Source organism: Virgibacillus sp. 7505 (genome assembly GCF_002272135.1).
Taxonomy (GTDB): Bacteria; Bacillota; Bacilli; order Bacillales; family Amphibacillaceae; genus Terribacillus.
This window is the reverse complement of the sequence record NZ_NPBF01000005.1, coordinates 59,883-72,779: the sequence shown is the minus strand read 5'-3', so window position 1 is coordinate 72,779 and position 12,897 is coordinate 59,883. Positions and strand designations below refer to the sequence as shown.

The 12,897-nt window shown below is 45.1% G+C and carries 13 protein-coding genes; 11 read left to right on the top strand and 2 right to left on the bottom strand.

Going from position 1 to position 12,897, the window contains the following annotated elements; all coding sequences use genetic code 11:
* Positions 1-28: 28 nt before the first annotated feature.
* From CHH91_RS01720 to CHH91_RS01695, 6 genes are all read left to right on the top strand, one after another.
* A complete protein-coding gene (locus CHH91_RS01720; protein ID WP_176465625.1) occupies positions 29-451 on the top strand; it encodes a hypothetical protein in 423 nt (140 codons plus the stop codon).
* Positions 452-559: 108 nt separating this feature from the next.
* Positions 560-1,771, top strand: coding sequence for a glycosyltransferase family 4 protein (locus tag CHH91_RS01715; protein WP_095221356.1), 1,212 nt, complete (start codon positions 560-562; stop codon positions 1,769-1,771).
* A 12-nt stretch (positions 1,772-1,783) separates the two neighbouring features.
* Complete coding sequence (locus tag CHH91_RS01710) at positions 1,784-2,692, top strand: NAD-dependent epimerase/dehydratase family protein (protein ID WP_095221354.1); 909 nt, start codon at positions 1,784-1,786, stop codon at positions 2,690-2,692.
* A gap of 89 nt (positions 2,693-2,781) precedes the next feature.
* A complete protein-coding gene (locus tag CHH91_RS01705) occupies positions 2,782-3,405 on the top strand; it encodes a DUF1796 family putative cysteine peptidase (protein WP_095221353.1) in 624 nt (207 codons plus the stop codon).
* Positions 3,406-3,417: 12 nt separating this feature from the next.
* A complete protein-coding gene (locus CHH91_RS01700) occupies positions 3,418-4,311 on the top strand; it encodes an NAD-dependent epimerase/dehydratase family protein (RefSeq protein ID WP_095221351.1) in 894 nt (297 codons plus the stop codon).
* Positions 4,312-4,402: 91 nt separating this feature from the next.
* The gene (locus tag CHH91_RS01695) at positions 4,403-4,741 is read left to right on the top strand and encodes a hypothetical protein (RefSeq protein WP_095221349.1); all 339 of its coding nucleotides are present in this window, start codon (positions 4,403-4,405) and stop codon (positions 4,739-4,741) included.
* Between the two features lie 29 nt (positions 4,742-4,770).
* On the opposite strand, the gene hisA is transcribed toward CHH91_RS01695, so the two are convergent.
* A complete protein-coding gene (gene hisA / locus CHH91_RS01690; RefSeq protein WP_095221347.1) occupies positions 4,771-5,526 on the bottom strand; it encodes a phosphoribosylformimino-5-aminoimidazole carboxamide ribotide isomerase in 756 nt (251 codons plus the stop codon).
* Positions 5,527-5,601: 75 nt separating this feature from the next.
* A complete protein-coding gene (locus CHH91_RS01685; RefSeq protein WP_286160661.1) occupies positions 5,602-7,119 on the bottom strand; it encodes a glycosyltransferase family 2 protein in 1,518 nt (505 codons plus the stop codon).
* A gap of 259 nt (positions 7,120-7,378) precedes the next feature.
* On the opposite strand from CHH91_RS01685, the gene CHH91_RS01680 reads away from it, so the two are divergent.
* The 5 genes from CHH91_RS01680 to CHH91_RS01660 all read left to right on the top strand — a co-directional run bounded on the left by CHH91_RS01680 (position 7,379) and on the right by CHH91_RS01660 (position 12,716).
* Entirely contained in the window at positions 7,379-8,047 is a 669-nt protein-coding gene (locus CHH91_RS01680) for a peptide-methionine (S)-S-oxide reductase MsrA (protein ID WP_483372378.1), read from the top strand.
* The gene (locus CHH91_RS01675) at positions 8,041-8,772 is read left to right on the top strand and encodes a GNAT family protein (RefSeq protein ID WP_095221345.1); all 732 of its coding nucleotides are present in this window, start codon (positions 8,041-8,043) and stop codon (positions 8,770-8,772) included. Before CHH91_RS01680 ends, CHH91_RS01675 begins: the two co-directional genes overlap by 7 nt.
* A 73-nt stretch (positions 8,773-8,845) precedes the next feature.
* A complete protein-coding gene (yidA, locus tag CHH91_RS01670) occupies positions 8,846-9,667 on the top strand; it encodes a sugar-phosphatase (protein WP_095221343.1) in 822 nt (273 codons plus the stop codon).
* Positions 9,664-10,542, top strand: coding sequence for an aldose 1-epimerase family protein (locus tag CHH91_RS01665; RefSeq protein WP_095221341.1), 879 nt, complete (start codon positions 9,664-9,666; stop codon positions 10,540-10,542). The genes yidA and CHH91_RS01665 overlap by 4 nt, the downstream gene beginning before the upstream one ends.
* Before the next feature lie 98 nt (positions 10,543-10,640).
* A complete protein-coding gene (locus CHH91_RS01660) occupies positions 10,641-12,716 on the top strand; it encodes a Na+/H+ antiporter (protein WP_141234110.1) in 2,076 nt (691 codons plus the stop codon).
* Positions 12,717-12,897: the final 181 nt, after the last annotated feature.

Here is a 12,897-nt window from a genome sequence, read left to right as displayed (position 1 = left end):
TTCTAAGCGTATTTTCGTTGATTAGTATATGGATGGATTGACAGAATGGATTGGATTGATGCACCAGGTTTCGCGAAAGAATGGCAATAACCCGGTAGATTCATATACTGGCTGGGAAGAGGTGATGATGATAATGGCAAATCAATATCGAAGAGGAGGAACTAACTGGGGAGGATCTTTTCTGCATCACAGGAGTCTAACAAATTCTCTTGCAGCATCGACCGTAATAGAGGAAAAGCAGCAGTCAGCGCAACCCGTGAATAGGGCAGCTGCTGCATCAGCGATGCCTCCCAAGCTTATTCCAGCCACACCAGTTCCGTTTGTACCTTCCAGCAAGGTGTATAATTTCCCAATTACGTCCAATGAAAATGGCTCCAAAACAATATGGATCAATAATCACAGGGTCACGATTCCAGATTTGGATATCCTGGCTGCTGTAAAAAAGGAATAGAAGCTTCCCGTTCATAATGGGAAGCTTTTTTTGCCAGGCACATGCTTTTCGGTCCTCCATATACTGATAGGGCTGTATAGTGGGCGTCTGAAGCGCGGGAGGTAAACGATGAAAATACTATTAGCAACTTACTGGTCCATTCCGCATCTAGGCGGTGTGTGGAATTATATGTCGCAATTGAAGACTCGTTTAGAAGAGATGGGACATACTGCTGACATTCTCGGCTATGGCGGAGAGAATTCATATGTCCATCTCGTTGGGAAAGATAAATTGATCCCGAGAGAACGCTGGGTTCCTTATGTCAGCAGTATTCTGCAGCGGAGTAAGTATCCGGAAATGTATCGAAATAATTATATCGAGTACATGGAAACCCAGCGATACACATATGAACTTGCAGCGGCTGAATTTGGACTGCACGATTATGACATCATTCATACTCAGGATGTTTTTTCAACGGTAGCATTGGATCGAGTCAAGCCTGAAGGAGTGCCGCTTATCGCAACTTTGCATGGTTTGGTATCTCATGAGATGCGCCATATTTTGCAAAGTTCCCAAAAGTCATCTACTTCTCATTTGGCAGAGGCATACTTCGATCATATTGAGAAGCTGGGAGCACAAAGTGCAAGTATTACAATTGTTGCCAATGACTGGCTGCGCAACATCCTGGTGGAGGATTTCGCTGTCCCGAATGGGCAATTTCAGAAGCTGCATTATGGTTTTTCTATCGGTAGGTTTCTCGAGCAGCAGGCATTACCTACAACGATGCAGGTTCCTCCCGGGAAGAAACTCATTGTTTACACAGGGCGCTTGATTGAATTGAAAGGACTAAGCTATCTTGTCGATGCACTGGCTTCATTGAAGGATCGTCAGGATTGGGTTTGCTGGATGATCGGTGAAGGCAGGAACAAGCAGCAGCTGCAGAACCGGGTGATAAATGCCGGCCTTCAAGCACATGTAGTCTTCCTTGGTAAGCGGGAAGACGTACCAAGTATTTTGAAGCTTGCGGATATAGTGGTAAGTCCAAGTTTGATAGATAACCAGCCTTTAAGTGTGATAGAAGCACAGCTTAGCGGAAGAGCTGTCATCGTCAGTGATGCTGGGGGTCTGCCGGAAATGGTTAACCACGGCGTTACGGGATTAGTCATCCCCAAAGCTGATACTGCTGCATTACACAGTGCCATCCAAACGCTGCTTGACGATGAGCCTTATCGAAAAGTACTTGGTGAACAAGCGAAGGAGTGGGGAATGTCACATTGGTCCATGGAAGCGGGTGTGGATCATCTTATGGAAATCTATAAAAGATACGCTGCAAATAGTTGAAGGAGGGGGACAATGAAAGCGATCGTAACAGGTGGGGCGGGATTTATTGGCAGTCATTTAGTTAATGCTTTGCTGGAGGAGCAAGCGGAAGTTGTAATCTTGGATGATCTTTCTGCAAGCGACTCCGGAAATGAAGCAGTTCCGCAAGATGTTAAACTGTATCAGTTTGATGTGAAAAGTGCGGATGCTTATCGTGCGGTAATTGAGGAAGAGCCCGATGTTGTCTTTCACCTTGCAGCTCAGGCAGATGTAACAAAGAGTATTCTTGCGCCGGTTTATGATGCTGATGTGAATATCGGCGGTACTATCAATATGCTGGAAGCAAGCAGGACAGCCGGTGTGAAGAAATTCATCTTTGCCTCTACCTCAGCAGTTTATGGAGATGTGAACAAGCTGCCCATCACAGAGGATGATCCAGTTAAACCGATCTCATTCTATGGGACTTCCAAATTGACGGCAGAATATTATATTCAGCTTTTCCACAACATGTATCAGCTTCCATATACCATCCTTCGCTATGGAAATGTCTACGGTCCGGGGCAGAGGCCAAAAGGGGAAGGTGGGGTAGTAGCTGTTTTTACTGAAAAACTGAAACGAAAAGAACCTATCATGATTCACGGGGATGGCTCTCAATCGCGTGATTTCATCTTTGTCAAAGACATTGTCACAGCGAATCTTAAGGCAATGATAGCAGATCAAATAGGAATCTTTCATGCTAGCACTGGTACCAGCACGTCCATTCTCGATTTGGCAGCATGTTTCAAACAGCTGGGTGCCTCATTGGACATTACATTTACATCTGAAAGAGCAGGCGATATATCCCACAGCTGTCTATGTAACAAGAAAGCAGCGGCTGGATTGGGTTGGAATCCAGCTATTGGTATTTACGAAGGCATTAAAAGGACGTGGCAGCTATCGTGATTTTCCTCGCAATGTACAAGATGCCCTGCCAGTAAGGACAGTAAGCGAATATATGGTAGGGAGGGGAGATTGCGAAAGGAGAATGAAGCTTGGGAAACGACCAGATAAAAGGCGGCTATGATGCGGTATTCAGTCTTGGTGATTTATGTCTGGGCGCGATTCAGCTGAAAAAGAATGGTCTTCGTCCGTTTTCCGGCCCGCTCGATTGGATGGGTACTCCCCAATTACCCAAAGTGAGAGAGCTGTTTGAAAAGAGATTTGCAGATTTTATGCTCCGGGAGAATCTGCGCATTATCGGGAAGGCAACAGAACAAATGCTGCTTGTGCTGGACGAAAGAAACGTCATCTATTCCAATCATGATTTTGATACCATGCGTAACAGTTTGACCCAATTACGTATGTATCCGCAGGTAAAAGCCAAGCTTGACCGCAGGGCTAATCGACTTCTGGAGAGTCTCCATACAGCTCAGCGCATTTTATTTGTCAGGACGAACGCCTCTTTTGAAGAAACAGCGGAGCTGGAGCATGTACTCCGATCTATCATCAGCAATGACTTCCGTATTTTAGTTGTCAACCATGGATCGGTTTCTGGAATTATTGAAAAGCATTGGCCGCTTAACAATGTCTACAGCGTAGAGCTGCCAAATAACGAGATTTGGGAAGGAAATAATGCGCTGTGGACACAGTTGTTTGAGGATGTCTATCTTATTTGATAGGAGGTACACATGAGTAAACGGATTTTGATTACTGGAGCGAGCGGATTTACTGGGAAACATGCAGTGCAGCACTTCCTGGATAAAGGCTATGTTGTTCACGCTGTGATCCGGCTGACTAAGCTGGACCTAGTGCAAGAAAACTTGCATATTCATTCTTTGGATTTAAGTGATAAAGTCGCTGTTCATGCATTGCTGGAGAAGACGAATCCGGATTATATCCTGCACCTTGCTGGGGAAAACAGTGTGCCAGAATCATGGAAAACACCTTTTAAAAGCTGGCAGGCAAATGTGGATTCGACGCTGCATCTCGTTGAAGCTGTACGTGCTCTTGGACTATCAACGCGTGTGGTGATAGCTGGAAGTGTGCTGCAGGATGATCTAAGCGATGCAGCATCTCCGACTCATCCATACAGTCTTACGAAAACGATGCAGACGACTGTTGGTCTGGCATGGCACAATCTTTTTCAGGTCGATGTGATCATCGCCAAGCCCTCCAATATCATTGGACCTGGAGTTTCGAATGGCGTGTGTACATTATTTGCGAAGCAGTTAAGACAGCTGCAGACATCCGGGAAATCACAATTCCAGGTTGGTAATGCAGCTGTGACACGAGATTTTATCGATGTCAGAGATTTAGTCACGGCTTATGAGACGCTATTTTTAAAAGGAACAGCTGGTGAGTCATATGAAATTACTTCTGGAAGATGGGTTTCTTTAGGTGAAATTCTGTCACTCTTCCGCCAAGTGAGCAGCTTTGACTTTACCATTCGGTCTGAAACAGAAGAAGCAATGGAAATGAAGCTGCCGATGATGTCGGAAAAAATCAGGGCACTCAAATGGGAGCCAACCCGGTCCTTGAAGATGTCTTTGGCGGATGTATGGGAATATACAGCTCAGCTATAGAATGTTCACAGATTCTTTACATGGAAATAGCTTCATATGAGTTGTATAGCAAACGCGCATGCCATATAGTGAACCCATAGGAGGTGTTTATATGGGCATTTTTGATTCCTTCAAAGAGCTTATCGGGAATAAGATAAGTGACATAGCACCAGAAGAGCTTGTGAACAAAGCAGGTGAGCTGCTGAACGGTGAGCAAGTAACCGAGCAAGCGCAGCAAGCTGTCGACCAAGTGACGGAAGCAGCAGGCGTCGATAGTCTAGCAGATCAAGCTGCTGAGCTGACAGAACAAGGGACAGCATTAGGTCAGGAAGCGGTAGATCAAGGAACAGCAGCTGCACAAGGCGTAACGGATCAGGCTAATGATGTCGTCGGAAATCTGACAGAGAAAGCACAGGATTTCCTCTCGAATTTTACAGATAAACTGAAATAAAAAAAGACCCTTCCGATTTTGGGAGGGTCTTAGTTATTTTCCTTGGATACGACAGCTTCCAAAGGAATATCACCGCCGAATAAATCGAGCGCGCTGCCGATGGTATAGCACATTCGATCATCTGTCAGCTGGCGGAAAAGGTCGATATCGTCAAGGGAACGAATACCCCCGGCGTACGTAGCGGGAATGGGCATATGTGCAGCCAGATGGGAGACTAGCTCTTCTTGGATGCCATTCCGTTTTCCTTCCACATCAACAGCATGGATGAGAAATTCATCGCAAAATGCCGCTAGCATCTCCAAATTCTCTGCATTGACCTCGAAGCTGCTTCGCTTCGTCCAGCGATCCGTTGCGACAAACCATTTGCCATCATGGGACGTACAGCTTAAATCAATGACGAGTTGTTCTTTACCGACAGCTTCATTCATTTTACGCAGCCGATCCTCATCAAGCATGCCATCATGGAAAATATAAGATGTGACAATTACATGGCTGGCTCCAGCATCGAGATAGTCCGCTGCATTATCTGGTCGAATACCTCCGCCGATCTGCAGGCCGCCTGGATAAGCTTTTAATGCTTCTATCGCAGCTTTTTCATTCCCAGGACCAAGCATGATGACATGTCCGCCCGCAATTTGTTTCTCCTTGAAAAGATCCGCATAGTAGGCAGAATCATGCGCGGATACGAAATTCTCAATAACATGATCACTTTCATCTGTAATCGACGAGCCGACGATCTGTTTTACTTTTCCATCATGTAAATCAATGCAAGGCCGGAACAACAAAGGAATCCCTTCTTTCTGTCTATTGCTACAAGTATAAAACAAATAAGCTGCCCAGGGAAAGGGCAGCCTGTCAATTCACGCGCGGTGTCTGGTGCGTAATGTCCAGATTTGATAGATCATAATGAAGGACATGAAAACAGTCAGTCCAGTCAGTCCGATCCAGCCGGCCATCAAGTATGGTTTCGTCGCTTGCTGGACAGCTTCACTTGTAAGATAATCACGGAAATAGTAGCAAGCAAAAACGGCAATGCTAATGAACAATAGCGCAGCAAGGACACCTTGCAGAAGCTTGCTTCTTGTTTTACCTGCCTCTGCTTGGTACTGATTGGCCCAGCCGTCTTTTTTATCATTGGATAATTTTTCGGTCCAGACTTGTGCGAATGTCATTAGATTGACCCATAAATATAACTCCGGACTTATCAGCAGGAAAGCAAGGATTACGTCTATGGGTCGATGCATCGGCGTTTTCAATGCCAGTATCGTGTTGAGTACCGAGGCGAGTGCAATCGGTATTACCCATACCCACGACCACAGGAATTGATCTGTTGCAATGGCTGCACCTAAAAGCAGGACGAAGAAAACACGCACAAGCAAATCCATCATTGTCTTGAGTTGTGAGCGCCATAAATGACCGGTATGCCTCGTTTTCATCATCAGATCACGATCAGTCAGCAAGTTCACAGTACCAGAGCTCCATTTTACCCGCTGATTGCGGAAAGTGTGGTAAGAGCGCATGGCATCAACAAAGCAGCGGGCATTCGGACTGATCAGTGTTTTCCATCCTTTTTTCTGAAGCTGCCACGTCAACAGCATATCTTCTACATCTGTATCATTCTGCCAAGGTCCATCCAGCTTGTTGCTTTGCATTACTTCATACAATGCCTCTGGTCGGAAAAGCGTAGCCTGGCCACCAAGTACATACGTGCTTCCGCCGCGGTATTGCAGGCTGAGAAGCCAGCTCGCCATATCCTGTTTTTGCTGGTGTGTCCACCACCTGGACATGGGACCGCCATATTCACCGCTAGCGAGCTTTTCCTCATAATAAGGGTCATCCTTGGATAGCAGGCTCTTCTTTTTCGGCATTCGCATCGTATATTTAGCCATTACGCCGCCAATATTCCGGGAACTCATCAATCCATCCCATAAATGCTGCAAAGCACGCGGTGCTAGTCTGCTGTCAGCATCCATCCCAAGGATACCTTTGACAGAGCGCTGATATGCAATCTCGAAATCGGTCCGTTCCATTTCATAAATATCCATGTTGTCCCCGTAGATTGCTTTCCAGACGGCATTAAGCGCTCCGACTTTTCTCTGTTTGTTGTTTTCTGTTACGATTATTTCAATAGATAATCCGAGTTCTTCGCCGGTTTCTTTCGCTACTTCTTCTGTCCGGTCAGTGCAATTGTCCGCTACTACAAAAACGTCAAGCTCGACACCGCTTGGCAGTACCTGCTCTTTTAAGCCCGTCAAACAGTCTTGAATAGATTTTTCTTCATTGTGAGCGGGAATGAACGCGACGATCCGCGGACGCATATACGTACGCTTGATACGTGGCAATGCACGTGTTCCCATGCTGCCAGGAATTGTCATCATCTTACTTTCTTCCTCCTTTTTTTATAATGAGCAGTCTTATAGGAAGTTAACACGTGTTGTCATGATCATTAAAAATTGAAATAGCTCCTGCTTACAACCTGGTTCATAAGTCACATAATAGCATAGGGAAACCTTGTTGGAATGATGATTCGTTAGTCAAATAAAGGGAATATTCGTATGTAAAGCGTCAGCTACTGCCGAATGGTGTGGAATTTATTTACAGTTCTAATTCTCTATTATGGAAGGGAAAGATAGGTATATGGACATAAACATACAAGCTATTGAGCAGCACATGCTAGAGAATAAACGAATCGATACGCTTGTTTTCGGTATGGGATGCTTTTGGAGTCCGGAAGCGAATTTCGGTCAGCTGCCAGGTGTCCTCCGTACGAGAGTCGGATTCGCCGGAGGAACGAAAATGAACCCGATATATAGGCAGATGGGTGATCACACCGAAACACTTGAAGTTTCCTTTGATCCAGATGCAATTTCACTAGAACAGCTGCTGCGCAAATTCTGGAATGATCATAATCCAAACCGACCAGCGTATAAAGAAAGGCAGTATATCAGTCTGCTGCTGTATCGGAATGCCGAACAGAAAACATTAATGGAAGCTGTAAAACGGCAGCTGGAAGGTGACCAAGAAGAACCTATATATACAGAAATAGCTCCTTTGCACGATTTTACCGAAGCAGAACCGCATCACCAGAAGTACTACTTGAAACGTTTTAAAAAGGCGACGGAGCAGCTGATGGTGAACTTTCCGAATGAAGCAGCATTCCATGCCTCCACAATCACAGCACGTCTGAATGGTTTTGTCAGGGAATACGGCTCGTTGGCATCTATCAAGGAAGAAATAGCGCATTGGAATATTTCTGAAGATGAAGCTATCGGACTTCAAAAGCTGCTGGATGAATTGAAATGGTAGACACTGCAGCTCATTTTCAGTTCGCGCGTTTCTCGAATCAAGTCGATATCGAGCAAATAGGGCCGGCTTCTGCAGAGAGTTTGCAGAAGCTGCTCCAGCATGCGGAGAGTGTCATGGGTAAAAGCTCCTCTGTTCATGCTAGAGTAACTGTATGTACAGAATATAGACATTATGACACCTTTCATTCGCTTTTGTCCGATTATGGATATGATCTGTTTGCAAAGAAATACCTGTATCGTAAACAACTCGAAGACGAACAGCCGCTTTCTCCTAGTTATCGTTGGGAAGCTATCGGAATGGGTGAATCAGATGAAAAAAGATTTCTGGAGATATGGAAGTCCAGTATGGAGCAGTCAGCTAATCGTGCCTCTTCACGTTCGATAGAAAATCAGCTGGATGACGTAAAAGCCCTTCTAGGGGAGGAATGGAAAGATAGCTGCCGGATCATTTATCAGGAGAATATACCAGTTGCCATGACAATTCCTCATCTGGAACCAGGAAGTGATGGAGAAGGTCGCATTTATTATGTCGGCACCTTACCGGCAGCTCGCGGCATAGGTTTAGGACAAGTTGTCCACGCGGCCAGTCTTAGGATGCTGAAAGAGATGGGGGCTGTTGTATATGAAGGCAGTACCCATGCAGGAAACCTGGCCATGCAGCGGGTATTCCTGAGGAATGGCTGTAAAGTTATTAGGAAAATCGCAGCCTACTATAAAGGTTTATAGCACCGAAGCGAGTTAAGTTTCGATATACTGATAAAGAGAATACATAGCAAACAACGAAAAAGGGGGAAGAAGTATGTATAAGCTTGTAGCAATAGATATGGATGGAACGTTATTGAATGATCAGCATGAAGTGACAATGGAAGTACATGAGACACTTCAGGAAGCTAAAAAGCTTGGAGTTAAAATTGTTCTGTGTACAGGCAGACCAATTCATGGTGTGTATCGGTACCTGGAAGAATTGATCCTGAATGAAGACGGAGATTTTGTCATTGCCTTCAACGGTGCACTCGTTCAGAATGCCCACACAAATGAAGTGGTATCGCAATTATCTTTATCTTACGATGACTTTATAGACTTGCATCAGCTTAGTTTGAAACTCAATACGCCAATGCATTACTTTGATTCGAAAAACTTGTATACATCGAATCGGAATATCAGTAACTACACTGTCTTGGAATCATTCATGACGAAGATGCCGTTGCATTACCGGACTGTCGATGAAATTTCGCGCGATGTGCTCGTTCCAAAGGTGATGTTCATTGATGAGCCGGAGCGGTTAAGCGAGACGATTGCCAATGTACCGGACGAATGGAAAGCAAGATTTACGATGGTACAGAGCGCGCCGTATTTCTATGAAATACTCCATCCGGAAGCCAGCAAAGGCAGCGCAGTGAAAAATTTGGCCGAGCAGCTTGGAATCAAACGGGAAGAGGTAATGGCAATTGGGGATAATGGAAATGATTTATCCATGATCCAGTATGCCGGCTGCGGCGTGGCTATGGATAACGCTATTCCAGCTATAAAGGACGCTGCTGATTTTATTACGACTTCCAATAACGCACATGGCGTTGCAGAAGCGATTCGCAAGAAGATCTTAGAGGTGGGACAAGCATGATACGTCTCGAAAATGAAACACTGGTAGTCGAGATTGCTGATCTTGGAGCAGAAGTGAGAAGCGTACTGCATAAAGAAACGCAGCTTTCTTATATGTGGAGCGGGGATGCCGCCTATTGGGGGCGCGTTTCTCCTGTTTTGTTCCCGATTGTCGGTCGATTGAAGGATGGACAGTACACAGCAGAAGGTAAGACATACGAACTTACCCAGCATGGTTTCCTGCGGGATGCCGTTTTTCAAGTATCAGACGCACAATCTGCTTCTGTTACATTCACAAAAGATTCCAATGGGGAATACCTAGATGTGTATCCCTATGAATTCCGAGTGGAGATTCGTTACCGCTTGGAGACTGATCAGCTGCATGTGGACTGGAAAGTGAACAGTTTTGAAAAGGAAAAAGTGATGTACTTTTCTATAGGTGCGCATCCTGCTTTTCGTGTCCCGCTCACTTCGGGTGAATATGCTGCCGATTATAAGCTTCACTTGAAATCAGTACAAGACAAACAAGTCACGGCATATGAGCTGGCTGATGGATTAATCCGTGAAAAAGAGCAGCCTGCTGTATTGCCAGCTATGCCGATTCAGGCAGCACTTTTCGAGAATGATGCCATTGTTTACGATCACATCGAAGAAGTTCGTCTCCAATCCGACAATGGAAATGGTGTGGCAGTATCTATGCCGGATTTTCCATATGTCGGAATATGGTCCAAGTATGATGCAGCATCAGGTACGATAGCTCCTTTTGTATGTATTGAGCCATGGTTCGGAATAGCTGATACAACGGATTCGGCAGGAGTTCTATCACAAAAGGCCGGGATACAGAAACTGGCGCCAGCAGCAGAGTTCAATAGTTCCTATCGAATGACATTCTTCTAAATATAAAGACCGCTCCTTCTGGCAGCGGTCTTTTTGAGTGAAAAAGATGAATTAACGTAAACTAGCTATATTATTTGAAGGTAGGGTTGAAAAACAGCATGAGTTTCTTTACAGCATTGTTCGTATTATTATTAGCGGTTCTCCTTTCGACAGCAGTCAGCAAAATACTTCCTCTGCCGCTTGCACTGATCCAGATTATCTTAGGTTTAGCTGCATCTGTTCTTCCTCTTCATATATCACTGGAATTCGAGCCCGAATTATTCATGATCTGTGTAATTGCTCCACTCCTATTCAGTGAGGGTCAAAAAGCATCTCGAAAAGAGTTATGGCAGCTGCGGACGCCAATTATACTCCTTGCTTTTGGACTTGTATTTCTTACTGTCGGACTAGGCGGCTTTTTGATTCACTGGCTTATTCCGTCTATGCCGCTGGCCGTTGCCTTCGCCTTAGCCGCAACGATATCGCCGACAGATAATGTGGCGGTAAAATCAATTACGCGTGGATTGAAGCTGCCATCGAATGTGATGCCAATACTAGAAGGAGAGTCCTTGCTGAACGATGCAGCCGGTATCGTGTCTTTCAAAGTTGCGCTTGCTGCTGCGCTGACAGGTGTCTTTTCGTTCGGGGGAGCATCAGTGGAATTTTTGTTCGTTTCATTAGGCGGCTTGGTCATCGGGGCAGTGGCTGGGTATGTGATTGTCACCATCCGGCTGCAGCTGATGAAATATGGCTTCCAGGATGATTCCATGCTTATCGTCCTGCAGGTCATGACGCCGTTCTTCCTATATGTACTGGCGGAAGAGGTGCATGTTTCAGGGATTTTGGCTGTGGTAGCCGCTAGTATCATTCACGGAATTGAACGTGATCGCTTGCAGCAGACAACAACTAAGCTCCAAATCCTGTCCAATAATACGTGGACTATTGTCGAATATGTTTTGAATGGTCTTGTATTCGTATTGTTAGGTTTCTTATTGCCAGAAGTGTATCAGGGAATTCAAGATACGGACGAAATCGGGATGGCGCGCTTGTTCGGGGTTATTATCATCGTCTTTATCGCTTTGTTCGTTATCCGCTTCCTTTGGGTGTACAGCTTGTACAAGCCTTTTACGATACCGCCAAAAAGCCGGATGGAACGTTTTATATCCAGGAACTATCAATACAAACTGAATACAGAGGATACGGAAACTGTCGGACGTGGTTATTATGCGCTTATTATGGCTACCAGTGGAATCCATGGAACAATCACACTGGCAACTGCTTTGTCCATTCCTTTTTATTTGGACAATGGCTCACTGTTCCCAATGCGAAATACGGTATTGTTCGTCGCAACAGGAGTGATTCTGCTTAGTCTGATTTTTGCAGCTGCAGCGTTACCGACCTTGATTCCAAAGCCGTTTAAAAGTGATGATGGCCTGCTGTCCTTCAAAGAGGTATATCGACTTATCCTTAAGCAGACGATTAATCAGCTCCAAGCAGATGCAGTCAGGGAAACGCAGCTGGCAGTTAACTTGGTCGTACGTGACTTGGAGGAGCAGCTTGTCGATCTCGAAAAAGGAATATTGCAAGATCCGAACAAGCAGACGATTGAATCTTTGATTAAGGTCGGAAGGGAAGCAGAGCAGAGGCGCATCAAAGACATGGCATCAAAAGAGGTTGTTTCAGAGGATGCTTATCAGTTATACCAGGTCATTATCACACAGCCGGAGCAATACCTCGTCAATACCACTTTCAGCAGGTTTAAACGGGCATTCCAGATTGCCAGGATACGCCGTAAATTCCGCAAGCGCTGGAAAGAAAATTGGGAGATGCATGCCGAACAGATTCTTAGCATGAAGCCAGATGTAGGCAATGAGATAAAACAATTGCGAGCCGCTGGCGCCCAAGCAGCTATTGATGCGGTACGGGAGCAGACGACTACTGCCAACCGACATGAAGCTTTGATTGTGACACAGCTATACAATAAGAAACTAGTCGGACGCTATCGCTCCTTTGAAAGCGATGAAGCATTTCAAGAGCAGCTTCATAAGTTCCGGATGCGCGCAATCCGGATGGAGAGGGATGCAATTCATGAATATGTACAGGAAGAACGTATATCTATGGCGACAGCAGCTAAACTAAGAGAAGCTGTCACCTACGATGAAATGGTCGTTTTGAGTGTAGATTCACCCCACTAATTGGCAGCCTTGTCTTTGATAAGACGAGGCTGTGCACTTAGGTTAGTAGTTTGAATATTGTTAATAGAATTACTTTTAATTTAGTTCTACGTAATATGTAATTAATATGGCATAATAGGACACGTTGTGAAAAATATGTTTTACTTTGATGATTAACATCGTCGCAGATTTGGCTATATAC

What these genes read in the sequence shown, in the direction of transcription:
- CHH91_RS01715 (WP_095221356.1), top strand. Translation starts at nt 560, where the DNA reads ATGAAAATACTATTAGCAACTTACTGGTCCATTCCGCATCTAGGCGGT.
- yidA (WP_095221343.1), top strand. Translation starts at nt 8,846, where the DNA reads ATGTATAAGCTTGTAGCAATAGATATGGATGGAACGTTATTGAATGAT.
- CHH91_RS01675 (WP_095221345.1), top strand. Translation starts at nt 8,041, where the DNA reads ATGGTAGACACTGCAGCTCATTTTCAGTTCGCGCGTTTCTCGAATCAA.
- CHH91_RS01665 (WP_095221341.1), top strand. Translation starts at nt 9,664, where the DNA reads ATGATACGTCTCGAAAATGAAACACTGGTAGTCGAGATTGCTGATCTT.
- CHH91_RS01660 (WP_141234110.1), top strand. Translation starts at nt 10,641, where the DNA reads ATGAGTTTCTTTACAGCATTGTTCGTATTATTATTAGCGGTTCTCCTT.
- CHH91_RS01695 (WP_095221349.1), top strand. Translation starts at nt 4,403, where the DNA reads ATGGGCATTTTTGATTCCTTCAAAGAGCTTATCGGGAATAAGATAAGT.
- CHH91_RS01685 (WP_286160661.1), bottom strand. Translation starts at nt 7,119, where the DNA reads ATGATGACAATTCCTGGCAGCATGGGAACACGTGCATTGCCACGTATC.
- CHH91_RS01700 (WP_095221351.1), top strand. Translation starts at nt 3,418, where the DNA reads ATGAGTAAACGGATTTTGATTACTGGAGCGAGCGGATTTACTGGGAAA.
- CHH91_RS01710 (WP_095221354.1), top strand. Translation starts at nt 1,784, where the DNA reads ATGAAAGCGATCGTAACAGGTGGGGCGGGATTTATTGGCAGTCATTTA.
- CHH91_RS01680 (WP_483372378.1), top strand. Translation starts at nt 7,379, where the DNA reads ATGGACATAAACATACAAGCTATTGAGCAGCACATGCTAGAGAATAAA.
- CHH91_RS01720 (WP_176465625.1), top strand. Translation starts at nt 29, where the DNA reads ATGGATGGATTGACAGAATGGATTGGATTGATGCACCAGGTTTCGCGA.